The following is a 24,896-nucleotide window of genomic DNA, read 5'->3' as shown; positions in this document are numbered from 1 at the left end:
TTGGGAAAATAATGAAATCATTAGGAAAAAAAGCCGATGGGCTGCGGCTGGAGCGGATGCAGGCTTCGCCGCTCTGGTCGGGCAATGGCTTCAGAAATATCCATCCTATTACCCCTGGCCTGCGTGATTTGGCTGTGCCACATCCTTCAATGAAAGATTTTATCTGCGGCGGTGAGCGGCGCAAACCTCTGGGCTTATTGCCCGTGTTTGACCCGCGTGACAGCTGGCACAAACCTAGCGATACCGGCCTGCGTGCCACATGGCTGGGGCATTCCACCGTGCTGCTAGAGATAGATGGCCTGCGGGTACTCACTGATCCAGTATGGGGATCACGCGTTTCGCCCTCTAAGCTGGTCGGGCCTAAGCGTTTTCAGCCGGTGCCCGTACCGCTGGCGGCCATGCCGCATATCGATCTGGTGCTGGTATCGCACGATCATTACGATCATCTGGATTACCCAACCATCCGCGAGCTAGCCAAACGCCAAGTGCCTTTTGTGACCTCGCTGGGTGTAGGCGCGCATTTGCAAGCCTGGGGCGTGGCGGCAGAATGTATTCATGAGCTGGATTGGTGGGAGACTTACACCCTGCCTCATACAGATTTAAGCGTTAGTGCTACGCCATCCCAGCATTTTTCTGGCCGTGGGCTAAAAGATCGCAATGCGACGCTTTGGTCGTCGATGGTGATTCGCTCGGCACGGCATTCGGTGTTTTTTAGTGGTGATACCGGCCTAACCAGCGAATTTTCCACCATCGCGCAAAAAATGGGCCCATTTGATCTGGTGATGCTAGAAGTAGGCGCGTTTCATCCATCGTGGGGGGATATCCATCTTGGGCCAGAAAACGCCCTAAAAGCCTTGAAATTGCTCGGTGGTGGGGCGTTTTTACCGGTGCACTGGGGCACGTTTAGCCTCGCCATGCACGCTTGGGATGAGCCAGTAGAAACGCTGCTTAAGCTGGCCCCAGAGCAGGGTGTACAACTGGTGATGCCTCGTCTTGGCGAAGCAGTGGAGCCATCGCGGGCCGAGATCGTGACGCCGTGGTGGCGCGATGTGGATGCAAGGCCGCAAAAAGTATCTGCAGAGCCACCAGAAGAAGCCTTGCCTAAGGCGATGCCTTGGCCATTTGATTAAATTTTTTTTAAGCAGATACGATGTAAAAAAAACGCCCCAATTGGGGCGTTTTGTTTGGGGTGAGTGGGGATTACAGGCCCAGCTTACCGTGTAGTTCTTCTGCCTTGCTGCATGAACCTGCCAAAATAATCCCGATCAGTGCAAATACATACACAATCACGGAAGAATTTAGTGCCCAGTGCAGGCCGTAGTTCGAGAAGATATACGCTGAAACAGATGCAAAAATCAGTGTACCAACCGAACCGCAGGTCAGAATGGTTGATATCAGGCTTGGTGGCGATACTTTTACTTGCAAGCTGCCATAGCTGATCAGGCCAGAGTAAATACCAGAGTTAAAGAAGCCAAAGCAAACCAGTGCAATGCCGATGACGGTAGCTTGTGGCACGTTAGCGATGGTGGCGATGCTAGCCGCGCCAATAATGGCAGAGACAATCAGGAAGCTACGTAGCGGTACATAACGCACGGTATAGTGGTTTAGCCACAGGCCAATGGCCTTAGAGCCCCAGTACAGAGTTACATAGAGTGCTGCGGTATCAATAGGTAGCTTCACTGCATCTTGCAGGTAAGTAGGCAGCCACATGGTGAATACCAGCTCGGCGTAAATAAACGCAAAGGCAGCGAAACACACGTAGTAAATGGCCTTTCCCCAAGGCTCTTTAGCTACAATTGTGCCATCTTCATGTTTTACTTCACGCTCTACGGTTGGGAATTTCGCCTTAGCGATCAACAGAATCAAGAGTAATGAAATAGCTGACATCAGGAAGTACATCACCAACCAGCTGGCGTTGTGCTTAAACAGATAGCCCAGAATCACTGGCAATACCACACCGGCAAAGCTGAAGAAGAAGTCGGTGAAAATCAGGCTAGATGAGCGATCTTTAGGATCCGGATTAATCCGCACCACTAAATAACTACCCACGGCCATGGTGATACCGGCCGCAGCACCAATCATCAGTACGGTAAAACCAAACAGTGTGATCGATGGCACAACAGTCAGTACCACGGTCAGTGCGATGGTGACGGCAGAAGCAATCGCCAGTAGTGATTTGATGCTGTATTTCTGCATCAGGACACCACCCACCAGAATCGGCACAAACAAACCAAAGTTCAGCAGGGTAAACATCTGGCCGATAAAGCCAGGGTCTTTATGAAACGCTGCTGATACTGGGCCAAGCACTAGGCCTAGCGTGGTAATTAAAGCGCCGGTGAAAAAATAACATACATAAGCGATCAGATTTAATCTGCGCTTGGAATCTTTTTGAACGTCCATGATTACAGAGCCACCACAATGTTTTTAACCCACTTAGAAAACTTCTCGGATACGCTATTGGCCACATCCACCACGGCAGCGTGGTTGTGATGGGTTTTAGCTAGGCCGGTTGCCATATTGGTAATGCAGGAAATACCCAGCACTTCCATGCCAAAGTAATTAGCCATAATCACTTCGTAAACAGTCGACATCCCTACTGAATCTGCGCCGTAGGATTGAACCATTTTAATTTCAGCGCGGGTTTCGTAAGTTGGGCCGGTCATCTTCACATAGGTGCCTTTCTTAGGCGCTACGCCAGATTCAGCTGCTAGCGATTCAGCCAGTGCAATCAGGCGTGGTGAGTAAGGCGCAGTTTGGTCTAAGAAACGTGGGCCTGCGGCATCGTCGTTTTTGCCGATCAGTGGGTGATTGCCTGTCAGGTTGATATGATCATCAATAATCATGATGTCACCTGCAGTAAAGCTAGGGTTGCAGCCACCTGCCGCATTGCTGACGATCAGTTGCTTGATGCCCAGTTCTTTAAATACCGCGATCGGGAAAGTGACTTCTTGTGGGGTATAGCCTTCGTAGTAATGAAAGCGGCCTTCCATAATCAGTACGTTTTTACCGTCTGCCACTTCAGCAATGGTCAGCTTACCCTTATGGCCCGCTACGCTGGATTGTGGGAAGTGTGGAATATCGCCGTAAGAAATGCTTTCTAATACTTTGACGATTTTAGTGAAGTCGCCCAAACCAGAGCCTAGAATCACTGCTGTTTCTGGGATGGTATGAGTAAAGGCTTTTTGCAGATGTGCTGCAGAGAGCTTGGCTTCTTCATGACGAACGTTATTCATGGTGTAGTCCTATTGCTTGTGTTTTAAAATGTGTTTTTTGAATTCTTCAATATTGTATTTGTAATGGATCGCCTTAAAGCTTGGCTTGTTTTAGATCAAACCTGATTGTATCAGCTTATAAGCGTTATTTTTTTATCTGAATTTTAACGGCTTAAGTGCAATTAAAAAAGGGGGCGATTCTCCTCCATCCAAGAATGCCATGCGCATAAGGTAAAGTAATTATGTTCAGCGCCTGTTTTTAAATAAAAAACTTAAAATTCAATGTGTTATCTGTGTTTTTTATCTGTGGGGTAGCGAGATGATTGTTGTTTTTTAATAAATAAGTTTGAGCGTTACCTAGCGGGAATAATTGGGCGCTAAGGCATTAATTATCAATATTTAAATTTATATCTTATTAAATCAATAGCCTGTGATGATTTGTGCATTTAATATCTTACTATTTTTAAATCAAGTTTAAACAAATAAGATGGCTGAGTATTTTTTGATTTTTGGCCTCTATTTATCATTTAACCCTTAAAAAACCAAGGGTTAAATGATATAGCTTTAAATTAAGTGCTGATTTCTGCAATTACTCAGTAAGCCTAATGCAGGGCGCAGCAAGTAGCACCCTTACAATGCGCATTGCACTACGTATCATTTTAAAACTTACAAAGCCATCACCGCAATCCAGCCAAAGGCTAAAACAGGCAGATTAAAGTGCAAGAACGTGGGTACCACCGTATCCCACATATGATCATGCTGGCCGTCGATATTTAAGCCCGCCGTTGGCCCTAATGTGGAGTCTGCAGCGGGGGAGCCCGCATCGCCCAGCGCACCCGCCGTGCCAATGAGGCAGACGATGGCTTCAGCACTTAGCCCCAGTTTGATCGCCAGTGGTACATAGATAGTGGCCAAAATAGGGACGGTAGAAAACGAAGAACCAATGCCCAGCGTAACAATCAGCCCTACGAGTAGCATTAAAAATACCGCTAGCGGCTTATTGCCGCCAATAAAGCCCATAGAGTGTTCAACTAGGCTAGTGACGTCGCCGGTGGCTTTGAGTACTTCGGCAAAGCCAGAGGCGGCAATCATAATCAGGCCAATCCCCGCCATCATTTTCATGCCTTCAGCAAAAATGCCATCAGCCTTTTTGAGCGGCACGGCGCCGCCCAGTACGCAAATCATAAAGCCTGCCAAGGCACCAAATAGCATGGAATCAGCATACAGCTGGGTGATAAAAGTGCCCACCATGGCAAGGCCCGCCACCGATAGGCTGCGGCGGCTGTATTGAATATCTTCACGCTCAATGGCGGCAATGGCATCAATATTGTACTGGCGCGGTTTGCGATAGCTGATAAACACGGCAATCAGTAAACCGATCACCATGCCAAGTGCAGGCAGAGCCATGGCGCGCATCACATCCACATGGCTGGCGTCTAAGCCCGATTTGGCAATGCTGCCGAGTAAAATCTGCTGCAGAAAAATCTCGCCAAAGCCCACAGGAAACACCATATACGGCGTAACCAAACCAAAGGTCAGCACGCAGGCCAAGAGGCGTCGGTCTACTTGCAGCTTGGCTAGGGTGTAGAGTAGTGGCGGCACCACCAGCGGGATAAAGGCGATATGAATCGGCAGAATATTTTGCGATGCAATCGCAAGGGCGAGTAGCGCTAGGATAATTCCCCACTTGATTTTGCTGCCGGTGCTGCTTTGTCTTGCCAGCTTGGCTAAGCCATCGGCCATGGCGTGCGGCAGGCCAGATTCGGCTAAAGCCAGCGCAAAGGCGCCTAAGAGGGCATAAGACAAGGCAATGCCCGCCCCACCACCCAGCCCAGAATTAAAAGCCGCTAAAGTCTGCGAAATATTTAGCCCGCCAAATAATCCGCCAGCCATGGCGCTGACCAGAATGCTGATCACCACATTTACGCGGCTTAGTGAGAGCGCCAGCATCAGTGTGACGGCAATTAAGACGGCATTCATAAGCGAATTCAGTAGGGAAAAAACCGGACTTTAACCCGTGATAGAAAATTTTGCTGCAGGAATTAGGGAACTTTTGCCAAAACGGTTTTATTCCCTATTCAGCAATTTTTGCTGTAAGGATTATTGCTGCGGGTGCTAACATCACGCGCCGCTGATTGCAGCGCCTATTTAACGGGCTGTTTGGCATGGCTTAAAAGTATTCTGCAGGCTAGAAAAGGAAGAAGTAATGATTGGAGAAGATACAGGTCAGGCCCATGGTTTAAAGCGTAATTTACGCGCTCGCCATCTCTCCATGATCGCCATTGGCGGATCAATTGGTACTGGGCTGTTTGTGGCTTCTGGTGCGACGGTTGCGCAAGCTGGGCCTGGTGGTGCTTTGCTTGCTTATGCGGTAATCGGCCTGATGGTTTATTTTTTGATGACCAGTTTGGCCGAGATGGCGGCGTATATGCCGGTCTCTGGTTCATTTTCAACCTATGGTGCTAAATTTGTAGAGCCAGGTTTTGGCTTCGCGCTGGGCTGGAATTACTGGTACAACTGGGCGGTAACCATTGCAGTAGAGCTGGCAGCGGCCAGTATGGTGATGAAATTCTGGTTCCCTGATAGCCCCAGCATGCTGTGGAGTGCCATATTTTTAGGGATTATGTTTTCGCTCAACTATATCTCGGTGAAAGGTTTTGGCGAGGCGGAATACTGGTTCTCCTTAATTAAAGTGGTCACGGTGATTGTATTTATCGGAACCGGCCTGTTTATGGTGTTTGGCATCATGAAAGGCACGCATCCGGTGGGATTGGAAAACTTTACCTTAGGTGATGCGCCCTTTGTAGGAGGGTTCCCCGCCATGCTCGGGGTGGCGATGATTGCTGGATTTTCTTTTCAGGGTACGGAGCTGATCGGCATTGCTGCTGGCGAATCGGCCAATCCAGAAAAAGATATTCCTCAAGCGATTAAGCAAGTGTTCTGGCGCATCTTATTGTTTTATGTATTTGCCATTTTAATTATTGGTTTGTTGATTCCTTATACCGACCCCAATCTATTAAAAGGCGATGTGAGCGATATTGGGGTTAGCCCATTTACGCTGGTATTTAAAAACGCAGGTATTGCTTTTGCTGCTAGCCTGATGAATACAGTGATTTTAACCGCTATTTTGTCGGCGGGTAATTCAGGTATGTATGCCTCTACTCGTATGCTTTATTCCCTTGCCACGGAAGGTAAAGCACCAAAAATATTTGCTCAATTATCGAATAATGGCGTGCCAAGAAATGCGCTGTATGCCACCACGGTAGTGGGGATGCTGTGTTTCTTTGCCTCTATCTTTGGCGATAAAACGGTTTATCTATGGCTATTAAATACTTCGGGGATGACGGGCTTTATTGCTTGGCTAGGTATTGCTACTTGCCATTATCGCTTTCGTAAAGGCTATATCGCCCAAGGCCGTGATTTAAGCGCACTGCCTTATCGCTCGCGCTTTTACCCAATTGGGCCGTTGTTTGCGTTTGCGCTGTGCATGATGATTATGCTGGGGCAAAATTACCAAGCCTTTATGGCGGGCGAAATTGATTGGGCCAGCGTAGCGGCAACCTATATTGGTATTCCGTTGTTCTTAATTATTTGGTTTGGCTATAAGTATAAAAACAAGAGCAAGTTTGTTTCTTTAGCCACAATGGATCTAGATAGTCAGCGTGATTAGTCGCTGTGTAAAACAAAAAACTCTTGCCTAGGTCGGAGTTTTTTTATTACCTCCTCGCATTTAGTGAAAAATTTCTAGCTAAATGCGGGGTGGACATTTGTGGTGCAACCCGCATAATAAGTAAAAGCGCAGCGGTACTTTGCAAAGCGGCGTAGTGCTTATTTAATTTGTGGGCGCTTAACACGTGAAATCTTGGTTGATTAGCTTGAATTTTGTAACTCACTATTTGGAAAAATCTTGAAAATCGCTCACCGACTCACCGTATTGGTGGCAACAACAACCGTTTCAATATTGCTATTGATTACCGTCGGATATTTTAAGCTCAGCGCAATTAATACGCTGGTCGACGAAGTGGTCGTCAATGTGATGCCATCTTTAGAAACATTGAATAATGCTGAACTCACCTTTATGAGCGCTCGTCGCTTGGAGCTTAGTTATATTATTGAAGCGGATCCAGCTCAAAAGCAGGTGCAAATTGATAAAATGCAAGGCCTATTGGCAGATGTTGATCGTTTACTACAAAGCTACGAAAAATACGCTGATGATGATATTGATCGTAAAAATTTAGCCACTGCTGTCACAGAGTTTACCGCTTTAAAACCGTTGATGGCTGAAGGGGCGCGTTTTGCATTATCCCGCCCTATGGAAGAAACGCGTGCGTTTGTTTCCAATTTGGTCACTCCACAGGCAGAAAAGTTTTTTGCCGCGCTAAGTATCGCTAAAGAACACAATAACAAGTATTCCATAGAAGCCAGCCAAGAGGTTAAATCACAAATATCCAAGGCCATTACTAGTTCATTAGTTGTGGGTGGCGTGCTGCTTATTTTGGCCTTTGCCATTGGTTACTGGATTACGCAAGGCATTAAAAAACCACTCATGGATTTGCGCCAATTCTTAGTAAATTTAGGCACGAATTACGATTTTACTCAGCGTATGCAAGTGAGCAGCAATGATGAAATTGGGGAGTCGCTGCATGCTTTAAATGGCTTACTTGATACCCTACAAGCTAGCTTGCAACAGCTGCATAGAATTGGCCGTGATGTGACGGCGACAGCCAGCGAATTATCCTCGGCCAGCCATGAGTTATCGAGCACTTCACACCATGTAAGTGGTGCTGCATCAAGCATGGCGGCAGGGGTAGAAGAGGTTACGGTGAGCATTAGCTTGGTTGCAGATCGCAGTAGCGAATGTGATCGCACGGCGCGCGAAGCGGGCTTGATGGCTGCCAGTGGTGGCGATGTGATTGAAAGCACTATTCATAGTATTCAACAAATTGCCGCAGATGTACGCGTATCAGCGGGGCAAGTTGAAGCGCTGAAAGAGCGCACCGCAAGCATTAATACGGTGGTGAATGTGATCAAAGATATTGCAGATCAAACTAATTTGCTGGCCCTTAATGCCGCGATTGAGGCCGCGCGTGCGGGTGATCTGGGCCGTGGTTTTGCAGTTGTTGCCGATGAAGTGCGTAAGCTTGCCGAGCGAACCAGCCAATCCACCCAAGAAATTGTTGCTACTGTTTCAGCCATTCAAAATGAAGCCAATACCACTGTGCTCAGTATGCAGCAAACCGTGAAACAAGTTGATTTGGGTGTGCTGCAAGCTCAACAAGCCAGCACCGCCATTTTGAGTATCCGCCAGAATGCAGATTTAGTTGTGGTGCAGGTCAGTGAGATTAGCGATTCAATGCGTGAGCAAAGCGCGGCGAGCAGCATGATGGCGCAGCAGGTAGAGCGTGTGGCGCAAATGTCTGAGGAAAGTAGCTCTGTTGCACAAAATACCGCCTCTGAAGGCTTGCGCCTGCGGCAGCTAAGCAGCGAGCTGGACGCGGCAATTGCGACATATCAGGTTTAATTTAAACTATGGTTTAGCCCTGTATTATTGAGCCAAGCTATTTTCATTGAAAATGCCCCGATCTGAACCGGGGCATTTTTTATAGTTAATATTATTTTTGCAATTTGAACGGGAAGAGTTGCTGCTTTAAAAAACCATGCGGGACATAATTGCCAACGACGCCATATTTATCTGGAAACTGCTTCTCTGAATCAACGGCAGAGCCAAAAATATAGTCAATAAACGCGAAGTGAGCGGCATAATTTTTATCGATGGCAATATCGTCGGATGAGTGATGCCAGTGGTGAAAATCAGGCGTGACCAAGATATAACGTAAAGGCCCCCAGTTAAGATGCACGTTTGAATGATTAAATACTGACTGAAACCCTACAATCAGGATATACATATCCAATACATTTTTGCTAAATCCCATCACATAAAGCGCGCCAAGGATTAAGACGCGTGTCACAATAATTTCAAGGATATGCAGTCTTGATCCTGCTAGCCAATCCATAACTTCAGAGCTGTGATGTATAGAGTGATATTTCCATAAAAAAGGGACTTCATGGTAGGAGCGGTGAGTCCAGTATTCAACGAAATCGGCAATAAAAATACATAGCAATAATTGTGGGAAGAACCAAATACTCTGGATAAATTCTTGTAATGAGTGTTTGACCAGCCAGCCAAAGCCATAGTGAATCGTGAAATTGACGACTAGTAGCATAAAGCCAATTAAAAGATGGTTAAAGCCAAAATGAATTAAATCGTTTTGCCATGCTTTTCTAAATAATGTTTGCCCTTTATAAAGTGGGAAGATTTTTTCTAGAAGCACAAAAATAATGGATGAGCCAAGTAGATCAAGAATAAACCAATCTAGCCCTAGATAATAAGCATTTTCATGGTTGTAATCGCCTACATGTACCCGTGATCCACCCAGTGCAACGGTGATCATGACGAAGAAAAATGCAGCTAAATTAATATTTCTTTTGCGATTTAAAAGAATATTACTGAATGACCAGCCGCCAGAAAACAATAAGGCAAAAAACATAATTTGGCGGATATCGGCCGTGTTGTAGACATCGCGCAGCTCAGGTGTGGTGAGATACTCAGGGAAATGAAATGCAATGACACCTAAAAAACACAGAATAGCTAGGCATAAAGAAAAAATGCCGCTGGCCATGCCATAGCCTTGTTTGATTTCTCCTTCTTTATTCAGTAAAGAGCTTGTTTCGCTGATTACTTCATTGGCTACTTCACTCATATCGATTGCTGGCATGGCTACTTTGCTGGCTAAGTGCTTAAAATTTTCTTTCATTTTATCCTTTTACATGCCTTATTTCTTACAAAAAAATGTTTGTCATGAATGTTTTTTTGCATGCTATGAAGTTTAATAAGCATTGTCAATTTCATATTTAAAATAGATTTATTTTAAATTTTGTCAATAAATTGAGGAGATTAATGTTGCAGGGGCGTATAAATTTTTATCTGTAGATTTGTGGATTATTTTGGGCATTTTGTTTCATTAATAAATACATATTGAGCATATAAGCCTTACTGCGCAGGGCTAGCGAGCGTTGCTCCGGTGCGTGGGCATGCCCCCTTTTTTTGCATGCTCTAAAACCCTAATGCAAAAAGCCCCGATGACTTAACATGCTGCAACGCGCAAAATACCTGCCTAAAATTTATTATTTTCGGAAAACTCAATCATGGCTAGAAACGCGCTTTACGCCCAATCGGGTGGTGTAACCCCTGTGATTAATGCTTCGGCTGCAGCCGTGATTGCTGCTGCCCGTGCGCATCCTGAGCAGATTGGCCGTATGTATGCCGCTAAAAATGGCGTGTTGGGTGTGCTGGCTGAAGAGCTGATCGATACCGCCAGCATGAGCGAAACAGAGCTAGCCGCGCTGGCCGCATCCCCAGGCGGTGCTTTTGGCTCTTGCCGCCATAAGCTGCGCTTTGGTAAAGAGCTAACCCGCTTATTTGAAGTATTTGCCGCGCACGATATCGGCTATTTGTTTTATAACGGTGGCGGCGATTCGGCCGATACCTGCTTAAAGATTGCTGCACACGCTGAATATCTTGGCTACGATCTCACCGCTATTCATGTGCCAAAAACCATTGATAACGATTTGCCACATTCAGATTGCTCGCCAGGCTTTGGCTCGGTGGCCAAGTATGTGGGCACTTCGGTGCGTGAAGCGGGGATGGACGTTGCATCCATGTGCGGCTCCAGCACCAAAGTATTTATTATGGAAGTCATGGGCCGCCATACCGGTTGGATTGCAGCAAGCAGCGGCCTTGCCTCCGGCACGCAGAATCTGCCACCACACCTGATTTTATTGCCAGAAGTCACATTTAACGCGGCTACATTTTTGGCTGCGGTTGAAGAAACCATCGCCCGCGAAGGGTATTGCGTGATTGTGGCTGCAGAAGGGATTAAAAACGGCGATGGTAAGTTTGTCGCCGAAGCGGGTGGCACGGATGCCTTTGGCCATGCTCAGCTGGGCGGTGTAGCGCCATATCTTGCGCAGCTGATTAAAACTGCTCAAGGTCACAAGTGCCACTGGGCGGTGGCGGATTATCTGCAACGCGCAGCACGCCATATGGCATCGCAAACCGATGTAGATCAAGCCATGGCAGCTGGTACAGCCGCTGTGAAGTTTGCGCTGGCCGGTGAGCGCGGCGTCATGCCAACTATCGTTCGCACTAGCGATACGCCTTATGCTTGGACGATTGGATCGGTGAAGCTGGAAGAAGTGGCCAACCATGAAAAACACCTGCCAGCAGAATATATCCGCGCTGATGGCTTTCATATCACCCCAGCAGCGCACACTTATTTTGCACCGCTGATTATGGGTGAGGCGATTCCTCCTTATGCAAATGGTTTGCCCGCTTACCCAGTGTGGAATTTTTCCGTAGTCGAAGCCAAGCTAGAAGCGTTTAATACGGCGGCGTAAACTTTCTCTATTCTTGATCTAAATAAAAGGGAAGGGCACTGTTCAAGTGTACGCTTCCCTTTTTTGCGTGGACAAGATGACCTTATTTCGCTTGGTACTAGAGTACCTGTCTTACATCCTAACTACAGTTACGGCGCTTTTACCGATTATTAATCCACTCTCTACTGCTGCCATTTTGCCTGGGATATCGGTGCATTTATCCGATGCAGAGCGAAAACAGCAGGTTAAACTGGCTTGCTACTATATGGCAGGAATCTTAATCACCTTCCTGATGGCAGGGGGCTTGATTATGGATTTCTTTAATATTTCTATTCCTGGCTTACGTATTGCTGGTGGGATGGTGGTGATTTATCTGGGTTTTAGAATGCTGTTTCCAGATTCCTCACCACCCATTGATGATAAGCCTGAGTTAGGTGCCAGACGTGAAATTGCTTTTACCCCACTCGCTATGCCTTCGATGGCGGGGCCTGGCTCGATTGCGGTGGTGATTTCAATGTCTTCTACCTTGCATTCACAAAGGCATATCCCTGTATGGGCGGGGTATTTTCTTTTGATACTGGGCATTGCCGCCACAGCCTTTATCTGCTGGCTAACCTTACGCGCCTCTAGCCGTTTATTTGCTGTGCTTGGGGATGAAGGCATTAGTGCAATATCAAGAATTATGGGTTTTATGCTGATTTGTATCGGGGTGCAGTTTTTTATTAATGGCGTGGGTGAATTGCTACACGATGCAAGCTTTATGCCGCGTTAAGCGTTTTATGCTTTATCTTGCTAGCTGGCTTACTTGATCAGTAGTGGTGATGTTTCATGAGAGTGCTTTTAGATGGTGATATTTTCTTGCGCTTGCTTGTAGCGGTGTTTTTAGGTGGGATGATTGGTATCAATCGCTTTATGCACAAAAAGCCAGCCGGCGTACGCACCCATGCCTTGGTATCTTTGGGCGCGGCACTGATGATTGCTTTAAATGGCGTGATTAGCCATGACGATGCCCAAGCCTTTAGCCGTGTGGCTCAAGGCTTGATTACCGGCGTTGGCTTTTTGGGGGCGGGATTAATTGTGCATCGTAGCGATAATGTTGTGGAGGGGCTTACCTCTGCCGCCTCGATCTGGCTTACTGCTGCGATAGGTTTGGCTTGCGGTGCTGGCTATGTGGATGTCGCCCTGTTTGTGGTGATTTTAGCGCTGCTGGTGATTAATTTGGGTGGTGGATTAGAGCGCTGGGCCGAAAGACGGGTGCAGCGCTGGCGCGATGATCAATCGCCGCATTAAAGCCAGCCCGTAACAGCTGCCTTTACCCGCTCTGCCAAATCATTTTCTTGGCAATTAATCTCTAGCAAATCATCCATGCCCCGCATCCAAGTCAGCTGGCGTTTAGCCAATTGGCGGGTGGCGGCGATGCCTTTTTCGCGCATGGTGGGATAATCCACCAAGCCATCCTGGTATTCCCAAGCCTGCCGATAGCCCACGCAGCGCATCGAAGGCAGCTCGAGTGATAAATCATATTTAGCCCGCAAGCGGCTTACTTCATCCAGTAAACCAAGCGCCAGCATTTGATCAAAGCGCAGCGCAATGCGCTGGTGCAGCCATTGTCTATCTTGTGGCAGTAGGGCAATTTTAAGCAGGCGATAAGGCAAAGCGCCACTGGCGGGCTCGGCCAGTAAATCCGACATTTTTTTGCCGGTGAGCTGGCAGACTTCTAAGGCGCGCTCGATGCGCTGGGCGTCGGCGGGTTTAAGCCGCTCTGCGGTGATGGGGTCGATGGCGGCTAGCTTGGCGTGCATGGCAGGCCAGCCGATCAGCTCAGCTTCTTCATGGATTTGCACCCGCAGCGCGGCATCCGCTTGTGGCAATTCATGAATGCCGTGTTGCAAGGTGTTGTAATACAGCATGGTGCCGCCCACCAGTACCGGCACTTTGCCGCGCGAGGTGATGTCCGCCATTAAAGCCAGTGCATCGCGCCTAAATTGCGCGGCAGAATAGGCTTCAGTCGGTGAAATAATATCGATCAAATGGTGCGGCGCACGGGCTAGCTCTGCCACGCTTGGCTTGGCACTGCCAATATCCATATTTTTAAATACCAACGCCGAATCAACCGAAATCAACTCCACCGGCAAGCCGCTTTCCAGTAAATGAATGGCGCTGGCGGTCTTACCGCTGGCGGTTGGGCCCATTAAGAAAATGGCAGGGGAGTGATGTGGCATGGCTAAAGTCTCAAGCTAAAAAATATGGAAAATTAAAATTTATCAAAGGAATTACATAAAAAATTGGCACCATCCTGAAAAAAACCATCAGTATCTTAGGGGCAGCTGCTTGCTGCGCCCTGTTTGGGAAATAAAGCTCCAATCCTATCAACTTAAGATTTAACCAACATGTAGGGTGGGCAAGGCGGTTTATCTTGCCCACGTGGATACGCGGCGTGGGCAAAAAACGCGCCCACCCTACGATGTTTTAAATGCTTGCAATAGTGCAATCCAAGTTGAAGCCTGTTTAACCATTAAAACATTGCCCTTAAGTTGATAGGATTGGGGTGAAACCCGCGTGTTTATTCGGCATTGCTCGGGTTTTATCCGCCCTAGCAGCTCCAAAACCAAATCAAGCACTCAAGACACCCATCTACACAGAGCCCGTTGAGCAAGAGACATAATCAGGTCAACTTAAGGGCAATTGATTGATCGTTAACCCTTAAGTGATCAACTGAGATCAATCTATTCCAAGTGTTGACACAGCATAGGGCGTAGCAAGCCGCCCCCTATATTTTGCCCTGTGCTTATATTTGTATTGATAGCAATAAAAAAACCCGCTAAAGCGAGGCTTTATGCGGGTTTTTAGTTTTTCTAGTGTTTTGGCGCTAGGTTGCCACTAGAACCCAACTCAGCAGCGATTCTACAGGGCGCTGTAGAGATCGACAAGCCGGAGGCTGGCTGCGTGCAACGGTGGCTGGCGGGCCTTAATCAAACATCACGACCTTATTACTATGATCTTGTTTGCAATGGCTGATATGGCCCGCCATTTCGCTGAGGGAATGCGCTTGCACAGGGTTGATATCTAGGCCCATTTCACCCATTTCAAAAGCCAGCGCTAGCTCTTGTAGGGCAGGCACGTATTGGAGGTTGGCGGCTTGCTTGTAATGGCTGATTGCCATTTTATTGTCTTGTTTTACATAATCGCCGTAGCGATACCAGTTGCCTAGGGTGTAAATCGCGGCAGGGTCTTGGTTTTGGGCTGCAGTATTGATGAGCTCGATTCCCTTGGGCTGATCTTTAGGGCCACCTTCGCCTTTTAGCGTCATCATACCTAGCCGGTAAATGCCTAACTGACCTGCAGTACTCAATAATAATCTGGCTTTTTGTTTGTCTTCATTGACGCCATCACCTTTTAAATAGGCCATGGCCAGCTGGAAACGTGCTTTTTGATCGCCGGCTTCGGCGGCTTTCTCATACCATTTTGCCGCCTCTGATTTATCACTTGATTGCTCAGCAAATAAGCGCGCGGCCAGTGGATGCCCCGCTTGAGCGAGCTCTTGTAAACGATTTTTGCCACCATCTGCATTAAGGCGTAATTGTTCTACAGCCATATTAGGCATAGAGAGGAGCTGGGCTTGCTGCTGCTGGCGGTATTCTTTAAGGCCAAATGTGCCTGCTGCAAGGAGTGCCATAGCCAGTAAAACCAATGCAGGTTTAGATAATACTTTCATAAAAACTCCAAATCCCTGAGGCTTGCACCTCAGGGATTTTTATATCAAATCAAGTCATTATTTAGAAAGGTCGATACTAAATACCGAGGCGCTGTTATCTGCTTTAGTTGACTCAAAGGTGATATTGCTGATTTTTTCCATGGCTGCCACGTCTTTGACGGCTTTGTCTGATGACGTTTCAAAAGTCACCTTACCAGCTGTTTTAACCTTGGCAAAGCGCCAGTTAGTCACTGCACCTTGTTTGGCTAAGGTCAGCGTTTTTTGCTCTTTTACATAGCTAACGATGATGTCACGGTTAGCATCGCCACCGCTATCAACCACAATCTGGCTACCATCAAGGCCAGCAAAGCCACCGCCACCGCTGGCACGGTAGTTATTGGTCACCACAATAAACTCAGCCGTTGGGTCAATGGCCTTGCCACCCAAGGTGATATTAACAATGCGGCTGCCTTTGTCTTTTGTTACGTCTATTTCGTAGCTGATGCCGGTGATTTGGTCAAAGTTGTACGATGGGAATGCGCTGGCAATCAAAGGCTGATCGGTGGTTTTAGTTGGGTCAATTTGGTTAAACTGCTCGGCTGATTTTTCCAGCCACAGTTTTACCGCAGCACCATTAATTTTTACCGCTTGCAGGGTATTAGGGTAGAGATATAAATCGGCAATATTTTTAATCGCCACATCGCCCGTTGCAATATCGGTATAGCCCGTGCCTTTAAAATTCATTTTAAATGGCGCAGCTGCGGACAGGATCGGCAGATTGGCATATTTAGGCAGATTTGCTTTCACAAACTTGCTGACGTAGTCGGTTTGCGCCAAGTTAATCAGCTGAATTGCTGACGTTGGGGCAATTTGTGAGAAGAAAGAGCTGATGCGGTATTCGCTCTTACCCACACCCGCGCTCACGTACTTGATGGTGCCTTGATGTTCTTTATCAACCAGCTTAGCAATTTCTGGCTTCACTTCTACCGCTGTTACTTTACCCGCAGCGTCTTTTGTGCTGACAGGCTTCAGCACGCCTTGTGAATCATTGGTTTTCCAAACCTTACCGTCAAATTCTAGATTCAGTTTCAGCACGCCCAGTGTGTTGCCCCAGAAGCCAGACATCACGGTAGGAACACCATTCACAAGGCCTTTGACATTATCCACACCCTTGATGTCTTTGTAGTTTTTGCCATCAGGGAATGTGCTGTGTGAGTGGCCGGAAACAATGGCGGTAATACCTGGCACATCTTTCGCAAGGTAGTAAACCGCGTTTTCCAAGGCTGGGCTGTTTTCAGCAGTAGAAATACCGCTGTGTGCCAGCGCTACCACGATATCTGCACCCTTGGCTTTCATTTCAGGCACGTATTTTTTTGCCGCGTCCACAATACCCAATACGCTGACTTTACCTTCTAGGTTACGTTTATCCCAATCCATAATACCTGGTGGGGTAAAACCGATCACGCCAACTTTCAGCTTAATATCTTTACCATCTGTGCTTTTAAAGGTGCGATCTAAAATCACATAAGGATCGAACAGTGGCTTGCCGTCGCCAGCGTTATTTACGTTAGAAGTAACCAGTGGAAAATCCGGGCCTGCGCATTTTTGGCTTGCTTCTGGGCCAGATTTCATGGAGGAGCCAGTCACTTGACCAAGATATTTCAGGCCGTAGTTAAACTCATGATTACCGATATTACCGGCATCATATTTCATGAGGTTCATTACTTTGTGAATCGCCAGTGGCGTATCACATTTAACTGGCTCGATTTGCGCTTGGTAGTCAGAAAGCGACGTGCCTTGAATGGTATCGCCATCGTCGACTAGTAAGTTATTTGGGTTTTCTTTACGCGCAGCATCAATCAGGGTGGCAGTACGCTCAAAACCAAGGGTATTGTCTTCGGTGGTTTTGTAATAGTCGTAGCTCAGCACATTGGCGTGCAGGTCGGTGGTTTGCAATACGGCCAAATCAAGCTTGGTGCCGGCTGCAGGGGGAGGTGTGACCGGAGTGACCGGTGTTGCTGGGGTATCGTCGCTGTTATTACATGCAGCTAAGGCCAGCGTGCTGCTGATCAGGCCTGCTAATAGTGAAACACGCATCTCTTCTCTTCTCTTATGGTTTTTGAGTGAAGGCGCGAGCATAGGGGCAAAAGTTTGCAGTAAGACTGCAGTTGTGTTGCAAATAGATGAAGTTTTTAATGCAATGAGCGTTTTATGCTTATTTTTGTTCATCTTTTAATGAAAGTTGCTAAGCAAGTATAAAGCGGTGCTATTTCATTTAAATTTTGTTGCCGATGGCTTTTGTTTGATAAGGATATTGTTGGCTTGAGGAATGGGTTTTGAAAGAATCACCATGGCTTAGCTCAATATTTAGCAGTTTAAAGCCTTGGTGGCTTTATTTGCCATGCCATAGTGCTGCAAGCGAGCTAGAAAACCGGCAAAATAGCGGGTTGAACTGGATTAGTTGGCTTGTTTGCATATTTGATGGCTTGTAATGGAATTGCATCGCATAAAATATGTAAATCAGCGCCGTTTGCGCACCTTGAATTTCGGAAAGACAGAATGTTAAGAATCAATGAAGTAAAACTACCGCTTGATCATTCGGAAGAAGAATTAAAACAGGCGCTGCTGAAGCGCTTGGCTATTTCTAGCAATGATCTGATTAGCTTTAGTATTTTTAAGCGCAGCTACGATGCGCGTAAACGTACTGCAATTTTGCTGATCTACTCCTTAGATGCCGAAGTTAAGCAAGAGGCCGCAGTGCTTAAGCGCTTAAGCAGCGATCGTCATATTATGCTTACACCCGATATTGAATACCAGTATGTGGGCAGCGCACCAGCGGGCTTGGTAGATCGCCCGGTGGTAATTGGCACTGGCCCCTGTGGCTTGTTTGCTGGCTTGTTGCTGGCACAAATGGGCTTTAAGCCGATTATCCTTGAGCGTGGTAAGGCAGTACGTGAGCGCACTAAAGATACTTGGGGCCTATGGCGCAAGGGCGAGCTGAATCCTGAATCCAATGTGCAATACGGTGAAGGCGGCGCGGGCACCTTTTCTGACGGTAAGCTTTACAGCCAAATTAAAGACCCTAAGCATTTAGGTTATAAAGTTTTACAAGAATTTGTAAAAGCCGGTGCGCCAGATGAAATCATGTATGTCAGCAAGCCGCATATCGGTACCTTCCGCTTGGTGAGCATGGTAGAAAGCATGCGGGCCAATATTATTGAGCTGGGCGGTGAAGTGCGGTTCTCTAGCAAGGTAGAGCAGTTGATTTTGGCTGATGGCCAAGTTGAAGGCGTTGAGCTGGCGAACGGCGAAAAAATCTTGTCTAAGCACGTGGTGCTGGCGATTGGTCATAGCGCTAGGGATACCTTTTACAAGCTATTTGAGCAGGGCGTGTATATGGAGGCCAAGCCGTTCTCTCTTGGATTCCGTGTAGAACACCCGCAAGCGCTGATTGATACCGCTCGCTTTGGTGCTAGTGCTGGCCATCCTATTTTGGGTGCTGCGGATTATAAATTGGTGCATCACGCCAGCAATGGCCGCTCGGTGTATAGCTTCTGTATGTGCCCTGGTGGCACGGTGGTGGCGGCCGCATCCGAGCCAGGACGCGTGGTGACCAACGGCATGAGCCAGTATTCCCGCAATGAGCGCAATGCCAATGCGGCGATTGTGGTGGGGATTACGCCCGAGATCGATTTCCCAGGCCATCCGCTGGCAGGGATTGAGCTGCAACGTAAATGGGAAAGCAAAGCCTTTGAAGTGGGCGGCAGCAGCTACCAAGCCCCTGCGCAAAAGCTGGGTGATTTCCTTGCTGGCAAGCCATCCACCGAGTTTGGCGTGGTGGTGCCGTCCTATACGCCCGGTGTACATCTCACTGATTTAAGCGATTGCCTACCTGAATACGCCATTACCGCCATTCGTGAGGCAATGCCTGCTTTTGATAAGCAAATCAAAGGCTTTGGTATGGCTGATGCACTGTTTACCGGCGTAGAAACGCGTACCTCATCGCCAGTGCGGATTAAACGTGATAACGACAGCTTGCAAAGCATCAATACCAAAGGCTTATTCCCTGCAGGCGAAGGTGCTGGCTATGCGGGGGGTATTTTATCGGCGGGGGTGGATGGGATTAAAATTGCTGAAGCGGTGGCTTTAAGCATTTTGAGTGAATTAAAGGTCGCTGATTAAGAATTTTGTTGTTATTTATTAGGCATAAGGTGGTAGGGGCTGGGCTTTTGTTCGGCTTAAGCCTCGCCATTGCTGTGTTTTACCTCACCTATACTGGGTAATATGCCCAAATCATTTTAATTTATATTATGCCTCAGGCGTTTATAATCAGGCATATATTCATTAAATAAATATTGAATTGGCATTGGGCGTACTTGCTATACGGGTAGGCCCAATATTTGCCTTTCAAAAAAAAAAGGAATCATCGTGCGTATTACTCTGCCACTTATTTTAGCTTTATTACTTTCAGCGTGTGCCACCAATGATTTAGGGGAAAAGCGTGATTTTAATAAAACCGAGCTGGGCGCTTTAATTGGTGTAGTTGGCGGTGCTGCTGCAGGGGCGGCCATTAATCATAATAACCGTGGCAAAGGTGCGCTGATTGGTGCTATTGGCGGTGGTTTGGCGGGTGGTGGGATTGGTTACTATATGGATAAGCAAACCAAGGATTTTCAACAGCAATTAGCTGCTGAAATTCAGCGTGGTGATATCACCGTACAAAAAATGGCCGATCAATCCTTATTGGTGAGCATGACTTCTAGTACCGGTTTTGATACCAATTCGTCGGTATTAAAAGCGGGCTATACCCCAACGCTAGATAAAATTGCCAAAATTGTGAATCAATATGGCAAAACATCTATTTCTATCGTTGGCCATACCGACAACACCGGTAGCGTAACGGTAAATCAAAGCGTATCAGAGCGCCGCGCTCAATCGGTGGCGGATTACTTTGTTAGCCGCAATGTAAATGCAGTACGTCTTGATGCATCAGGCCGTGGCAAGGCTGAGCCACGTTCCAGCAATGAAACGGAAGCAGGCCGTAGCTTAAATCGCCGCGTAGAATTACGTATTGTGCCGGTTGCTGCTTAATTGCATTGGGGCGCAATTTATCGCGCCCTTACTATTGTCCTTAAATTTTTTGCATGTATCGCGTAAGGCAGAGCATTGTGTGATGCAATTATTTATCTAATTGATGCCGCTTAAGTTGCTATTTAGCAACTTTAATTGTGAAATAGAGGATAGATCCGTACACTGCTGCCCTTTATTGCCATGGGCGCTTGTATGCTTTATTTGCTTCGAATGCTGTTGATGTCGCTACACTTTATTGTCGCTGGCATGATTGGCATCCTGATTGGCCTTTGTCGCCCATTTAATCCTGATAATAGCCGCCTCTGTGGCCGTCTTTACTCGCTACCTGCCATGCCTATTCTTGGCTTTAAGGTAAGGGCAGAGATCAAAGGCCTGTTAGAGCATCAACGCTCTTGTGTGATTGTGGCTAATCACCAGTCTAATTATGATTTATTTGTATTTGGCCGTGCCGTGCCTGCACGTACCGTGACCATTGGTAAAAAAAGCCTGAAATGGATTCCATTTTTTGGTCAGCTATTTTGGTTGGCAGGAAATGTGCTGATCGATAGAGGCAATGCACAGCGGGCTAAAAAAGCCATGCTGACCACAACCGATACCTTGCAACATAAAGACACGTCTATTTGGGTGTTTGTTGAAGGCACCCGCAATAAAGGTCGTGGCTTATTACCTTTTAAAAAGGGTGCATTTCAAATGGCAATTAATGCGGGTGTGCCTATTTTACCGGTCTGTGTGAGCACTTATAGCAATCATATGCGGTTAAATAATTGGCATTCTGCAGAGGTACTCATGCGCTCGCTAGAGCCTATTTCTACTACTGGTTTAACACAGAATGATTTACCCGCTTTAATTGAGCAGTGCCGAAATAAAATGCTGGCGTGTATTGAAGAGTTGGATAAAGAGTTAATGTCGCGCAGTTAAATATTCTTTAATGGCCTGCAATACCCACTCGCCATCATCTAATGGTAAATCGTGCCCTGCCTGGGGGTGAACTAAGCAGGGCACTTGCCATTTTTGGGCTAGTGTTTGTGAGCAAGTGGGGCTCACTAATTGATCTACTCCACCAGATAATAGCAAAATGGGTACATTGGGTTGGCTGGCCTTATAGCGCATTGCAGCTAGTAATTGGCGCAGGATATTTAGGGTGTTAATGGGGTATTGGCGTTGCATTGCCATCCAATCGTTTAATACAGCTTGGGGCTGAGTTTGGCTGGTTAATTGTAAAATAATCTGCTCTTTTTCCTTGGGGCTGCTGATTAATAAACGCAGCAAGGCAGGGTAGCTGTGGGGCCTTAGCCGCTGATAAAAAGGATTTATCGGCCTTAAGCTGGTATTGATGAGTATGCAGGCGCTTATTTCTTCTGGAAATGCTTTAGCCCAAGCTACAGCTGCCATTGCACCTAATGAAATGGCTAATACATGATAGGGGCCGGGCTGTGTTGCTAAGCTTTGCCGGATATGCTCTACCATTGCTTCAATATGGCTGAGGCTAGCTTGCTGATGTAATACGCCATTGCCTGGCCAATCAATAGTGATGATCTTATCATTGGGCCAAGCCGCTTGCGCTTTGGTAATAAAATCACCCCAATGCCGAGATTCACGCATTAGCCCACGTAATAGCACCCATGTTTTCATATAATTCCGTACCAAAGCGCTTCGGCTTCTTGTTTGCAATTAATATAATGATTGGCTTTAGGTAGCCATTTGCTATGATCGTGAGCTGCACGTAATAAAAATTCAAATAATAATAAATGACTGCGCAATACTCTTTGTTGGCGATGTGGCACAATTGGGTTAAATAAGCCTAATAAAGACATTAATTGGCGTGGATTTTTTTTAACCCATAGCCAAGAGCCTAATTCTAAAGTAAGTGGCAAGAAAAACTGACCACTCCCACTATTTTCTGTATATAAATAATCCCAAATATCGCCGTGGGTACAATATTGCAAAGCCTGTGGTTCAATTACATAAGGATGATGTGGGTAGCTTTGATCAAATAAGGCTTTAAGTGCATAAACTTCGGCTAAATTAGGAAAAGGAATCCGCGTATGGGCATAGGGAAACCACAGTCTATCTCTTAGGCCAAAGCCAGAGTGGCAATCGAGTGCAATACTAAATGGGCTATTGAGTAATTGGGATTTAACCACATCGCAAAGCGCTTGGTTTTCTAATTCCATGCTCGCGTTTAATTCGCCTCGATACCAAGGCAGATGCGGGCTAATTCTATGCCCACCGACTAGAAAAGACGTTTTTTCTGCGGATTCAATTGGCGCATTGCGCATTAAATCTACCCCGTAGCCATTGCTACGTGTGCCTCGGGCAATGCCAATTGGGTTAATGAGCGGCATAAACACCAAACGCATGTTTTTTAAGGTGTGCTGTAAGCCACTATCCCAGCGCAACCTGACTAAGAGCGAGCGTAGGAATGCCAACACAATTTGGCTACCAATCCGCTCTAAGCCATGTACCCCGCCAAAAAATCCCAGCACAGGGGCATCTAGTGCTGTGCTGCCCATGCTGATGCTATAGAGCGGAAAGCTCACTTCGTGCCTTTTAACCTCGCCGTGCTGTTGCACACGTAAGACATTTCCTGCTTGCAAGATGATGTCTTCCAGCTCAATTAGTTCTGGTAATTGCAGCATGACTTACTCAGGTAAGTGAGATCAAGGTGCTTTTATAGTAAGCAGCGGCGGATGCTGCATGGCTTATTTATATTCTGTTGCCTTGCATCTTACCTAATATACATTTGGTTTAGCTTTACTTCTAGCTTGCGTTGTACTGTTTCAAAGGATGCGCTTAACAGCCAGTAAATGGCGGCGGCCATTAAATAGAGAGGAAAGGGCTGAAAGGTGGTGGCGATGACTTCCTTACTGGCAAGCATAAGCTCGCTGACCGAAATAACGGATACGAGTGAGGTATCTTTAATTAGGCTAATCAGGCTATTAGATAAGCTGGGTACAGCTAGGCGTAAAGCTTGCGGAGCAACCACGTAACGCAGCGTTTGGTTATTTGTTAGACCTAGGCTTTTACCGGCATCCCATTGCCCTTGGGTAATGCCATTGATAGAGCCACGTAGCGTTTCAGATAAATAACCACCCACATTGAGGCTTAAAGCTAAAACACCCGCGGTGAGCGGCTCAAACTGGATGCCAATGCTGGGTAGGCCAAAATAAATGACAAATAATTGCACCAACAGTGGTGTGCCGCGAATACAACTGACATAAACGGCGCAGATTTGTGATAACACGGGGATTTTACTCAGCCGGATCAAAACCACCAAGATGGCGATAAGTAAACCGCCTAGCATGGAAGCGATCGCTAAAAAGAGCGTATAGCCCGCGCCATGCAGCAAAATTGGAAACGCGTCTTTAAGTAGCTGTATTAAGCTGGGTAAATCCATTTCCTTGCTCCAAAAATAAAAACCCCCAGTCGTAACAGGGGGTGTAGATCTTACATTTACTGGTTGATATTACATACAACGATTTTTAGTCCACGAAATACACGAGCAGATGAAATATTGCATTTTTTCGTATAACTCGTGGGCTATGTATTTTGATGTGCTATGCCGCTATTTTACTGTGCAACCGGCGGTTTGCTCACATCACGATCAAACCATTTCTTAGATATTTTGGTGAAACTACCATCTGCTTGCAAATCCGCCAAGGCTTTATTTAAGGATGCCTTAAATTTAGGGTTACCTTTTACAAAAGGAATGCCTGATTTTTCGATATCACCCAGTGGCGCACCGGCTTTCAGTGGCAATTTGGTTTTCTTCACGATATAAGGAATCAGCAAGCTATCGTTCAGCGCAGCATCAATGCGGCTAAGCGCTAAATCTTGCAAATATTCTTGGGAGCCTGGATAGGTTTTAACGTCGATTCCACCTACTGCCTTGGCGATATCGGCATAGTTAGTGCCTTGACCTAAGCCTAGTTTTTTACCTTTTAAATCATCTAAGCTTTTGAATACGCGGGTTTCATTGCTGCGCACAATCAGCTGCGGGCTAGATAGCGTGTAAGGCTCAGAAAAATCAAAGGTCTCCTTGCGCTTGTCGGTGATGCCTACTTGGTTAATCACAATATCGTACTTGCCAGCTTGTAAGCCAGCCAGCATGGCACTCCACTCACTGGTACTAAACTCTGCTTTTACCCCTAGTTTCTGTGCTAAAGCTTTAGCTAGCTCAACTTCAAACCCCGTTAATTCATTGTTTTCTTTGTAATTAAACGGTGGGTAAGTGCCTTCTACCGCAATTTTTAACGTGCCGCGTTGTTTAATGGTATCGAGTAAATCGGCTGCACCCGCGTGAATTGTAAAACCTAGTAAAGCTGCAGCAAGCAAGAATTTGCGCATTTATATATTCCTTTTTGATCTAAATAAATGTTTTCAAATGCAATATTCGCATAGTTGCACAGTGCTGAACAGAATTTTTAAGTGGCAATGACATGGTAATTTTGACTAAGACAAAA

At 46.6% G+C, this 24,896-nt stretch carries 20 protein-coding genes; 9 read left to right on the top strand and 11 right to left on the bottom strand.

Features of this window, described 5'->3' with window-relative positions; all coding sequences use genetic code 11:
* Positions 1 to 11 precede the first annotated feature (11 nt).
* Entirely contained in the window at positions 12 to 1,130 is a 1,119-nt protein-coding gene (locus Q0R17_RS05730) for an MBL fold metallo-hydrolase (RefSeq protein WP_293932896.1), read from the top strand.
* A 70-nt stretch (positions 1,131 to 1,200) separates the two neighbouring features.
* On the opposite strand, the gene tsgA is transcribed toward Q0R17_RS05730, so the two are convergent.
* The 3 genes from tsgA to Q0R17_RS05715 all read right to left on the bottom strand — a co-directional run bounded on the left by tsgA (position 1,201) and on the right by Q0R17_RS05715 (position 5,192).
* Positions 1,201 to 2,400 carry an MFS transporter TsgA gene (gene tsgA, locus Q0R17_RS05725; RefSeq protein WP_293932894.1) on the bottom strand — a complete coding sequence of 400 codons (1,200 nt, stop codon included), beginning with the start codon at positions 2,398 to 2,400 and terminating at the stop codon, positions 1,201 to 1,203.
* A 2-nt stretch (positions 2,401 to 2,402) separates the two neighbouring features.
* Complete coding sequence (locus Q0R17_RS05720; protein WP_293932893.1) at positions 2,403 to 3,233, bottom strand: purine-nucleoside phosphorylase; 831 nt, start codon at positions 3,231 to 3,233, stop codon at positions 2,403 to 2,405.
* Between the two features lie 645 nt (positions 3,234 to 3,878).
* Complete coding sequence (locus tag Q0R17_RS05715; RefSeq protein ID WP_293932891.1) at positions 3,879 to 5,192, bottom strand: Na+/H+ antiporter family protein; 1,314 nt, start codon at positions 5,190 to 5,192, stop codon at positions 3,879 to 3,881.
* Positions 5,193 to 5,418: 226 nt separating this feature from the next.
* Between Q0R17_RS05715 and Q0R17_RS05710 the strand changes: the two genes are divergently transcribed.
* The gene (locus Q0R17_RS05710) at positions 5,419 to 6,882 is read left to right on the top strand and encodes an amino acid permease (RefSeq protein WP_293932889.1); all 1,464 of its coding nucleotides are present in this window, start codon (positions 5,419 to 5,421) and stop codon (positions 6,880 to 6,882) included.
* Between the two features lie 237 nt (positions 6,883 to 7,119).
* On the top strand, positions 7,120 to 8,733 hold the full coding sequence (locus Q0R17_RS05705) for a methyl-accepting chemotaxis protein (RefSeq protein WP_293932888.1): 1,614 nt from the start codon (positions 7,120 to 7,122) through the stop codon (positions 8,731 to 8,733).
* Between the two features lie 91 nt (positions 8,734 to 8,824).
* On the opposite strand, the gene Q0R17_RS05700 is transcribed toward Q0R17_RS05705, so the two are convergent.
* The gene (locus Q0R17_RS05700) at positions 8,825 to 10,027 is read right to left on the bottom strand and encodes a sterol desaturase family protein (RefSeq protein ID WP_293932886.1); all 1,203 of its coding nucleotides are present in this window, start codon (positions 10,025 to 10,027) and stop codon (positions 8,825 to 8,827) included.
* Positions 10,028 to 10,418: 391 nt separating this feature from the next.
* Between Q0R17_RS05700 and Q0R17_RS05695 the strand changes: the two genes are divergently transcribed.
* The 3 genes from Q0R17_RS05695 (at position 10,419) to Q0R17_RS05685 (ending at position 12,938) form a co-directional block, all read left to right on the top strand.
* Positions 10,419 to 11,669, top strand: a complete 1,251-nt coding sequence (locus Q0R17_RS05695) for a 6-phosphofructokinase (RefSeq protein ID WP_293932884.1) — start codon at positions 10,419 to 10,421, stop codon at positions 11,667 to 11,669.
* 76 nt (positions 11,670 to 11,745) lie between these two features.
* Positions 11,746 to 12,420 carry a MarC family NAAT transporter gene (locus tag Q0R17_RS05690; RefSeq protein ID WP_293932882.1) on the top strand — a complete coding sequence of 225 codons (675 nt, stop codon included), beginning with the start codon at positions 11,746 to 11,748 and terminating at the stop codon, positions 12,418 to 12,420.
* 56 nt (positions 12,421 to 12,476) lie between these two features.
* The gene (locus Q0R17_RS05685) at positions 12,477 to 12,938 is read left to right on the top strand and encodes an MgtC/SapB family protein (protein ID WP_293932881.1); all 462 of its coding nucleotides are present in this window, start codon (positions 12,477 to 12,479) and stop codon (positions 12,936 to 12,938) included.
* On the opposite strand, the gene miaA is transcribed toward Q0R17_RS05685, so the two are convergent.
* The 3 genes from miaA to Q0R17_RS05670 form a co-directional block, all read right to left on the bottom strand.
* Positions 12,935 to 13,870, bottom strand: coding sequence for a tRNA (adenosine(37)-N6)-dimethylallyltransferase MiaA (gene miaA / locus Q0R17_RS05680; protein WP_293932879.1), 936 nt, complete (start codon positions 13,868 to 13,870; stop codon positions 12,935 to 12,937). The genes Q0R17_RS05685 and miaA overlap by 4 nt on opposite strands.
* Before the next feature lie 746 nt (positions 13,871 to 14,616).
* Positions 14,617 to 15,363 (bottom strand): tetratricopeptide repeat protein, encoded by a 747-nt coding sequence (locus Q0R17_RS05675; protein WP_293932877.1) that lies wholly within the window; start codon positions 15,361 to 15,363, stop codon positions 14,617 to 14,619.
* Positions 15,364 to 15,420: 57 nt separating this feature from the next.
* Positions 15,421 to 17,439, bottom strand: a complete 2,019-nt coding sequence (locus tag Q0R17_RS05670; protein WP_293932875.1) for a bifunctional 2',3'-cyclic-nucleotide 2'-phosphodiesterase/3'-nucleotidase — start codon at positions 17,437 to 17,439, stop codon at positions 15,421 to 15,423.
* Between the two features lie 462 nt (positions 17,440 to 17,901).
* Between Q0R17_RS05670 and Q0R17_RS05665 the strand changes: the two genes are divergently transcribed.
* The 3 genes from Q0R17_RS05665 (at position 17,902) to Q0R17_RS05655 (ending at position 21,351) form a co-directional block, all read left to right on the top strand.
* The gene (locus tag Q0R17_RS05665) at positions 17,902 to 19,524 is read left to right on the top strand and encodes an NAD(P)/FAD-dependent oxidoreductase (RefSeq protein ID WP_293932874.1); all 1,623 of its coding nucleotides are present in this window, start codon (positions 17,902 to 17,904) and stop codon (positions 19,522 to 19,524) included.
* Positions 19,525 to 19,770: 246 nt separating this feature from the next.
* Positions 19,771 to 20,433 carry an OmpA family protein gene (locus tag Q0R17_RS05660; protein WP_293932871.1) on the top strand — a complete coding sequence of 221 codons (663 nt, stop codon included), beginning with the start codon at positions 19,771 to 19,773 and terminating at the stop codon, positions 20,431 to 20,433.
* 192 nt (positions 20,434 to 20,625) lie between these two features.
* On the top strand, positions 20,626 to 21,351 hold the full coding sequence (locus Q0R17_RS05655; protein WP_293932869.1) for a 1-acyl-sn-glycerol-3-phosphate acyltransferase: 726 nt from the start codon (positions 20,626 to 20,628) through the stop codon (positions 21,349 to 21,351).
* Here the strand turns inward: Q0R17_RS05655 and Q0R17_RS05650 are convergent.
* From Q0R17_RS05650 to Q0R17_RS05635, 4 genes are all read right to left on the bottom strand, one after another.
* The gene (locus tag Q0R17_RS05650; protein ID WP_293932867.1) at positions 21,334 to 22,065 is read right to left on the bottom strand and encodes an alpha/beta fold hydrolase; all 732 of its coding nucleotides are present in this window, start codon (positions 22,063 to 22,065) and stop codon (positions 21,334 to 21,336) included. The two genes, Q0R17_RS05655 and Q0R17_RS05650, sit on opposite strands and share 18 nt — an antisense overlap.
* Positions 22,062 to 23,072 (bottom strand): M14 family zinc carboxypeptidase, encoded by a 1,011-nt coding sequence (locus Q0R17_RS05645; protein ID WP_293932865.1) that lies wholly within the window; start codon positions 23,070 to 23,072, stop codon positions 22,062 to 22,064. Before Q0R17_RS05645 ends, Q0R17_RS05650 begins: the two co-directional genes overlap by 4 nt.
* An 89-nt stretch (positions 23,073 to 23,161) precedes the next feature.
* Positions 23,162 to 23,830 carry an amino acid ABC transporter permease gene (locus Q0R17_RS05640; RefSeq protein WP_293932863.1) on the bottom strand — a complete coding sequence of 223 codons (669 nt, stop codon included), beginning with the start codon at positions 23,828 to 23,830 and terminating at the stop codon, positions 23,162 to 23,164.
* 173 nt (positions 23,831 to 24,003) lie between these two features.
* On the bottom strand, positions 24,004 to 24,780 hold the full coding sequence (locus tag Q0R17_RS05635; protein ID WP_293932862.1) for a transporter substrate-binding domain-containing protein: 777 nt from the start codon (positions 24,778 to 24,780) through the stop codon (positions 24,004 to 24,006).
* Positions 24,781 to 24,896 lie beyond the last annotated feature (116 nt).

Origin of the sequence: Iodobacter sp. (assembly GCF_025352645.1) — a bacterium.
Lineage (GTDB): Bacteria > Pseudomonadota > Gammaproteobacteria > Burkholderiales > Chitinibacteraceae > Iodobacter.
This window is presented reverse-complemented; position numbering and strand designations above follow the sequence as displayed.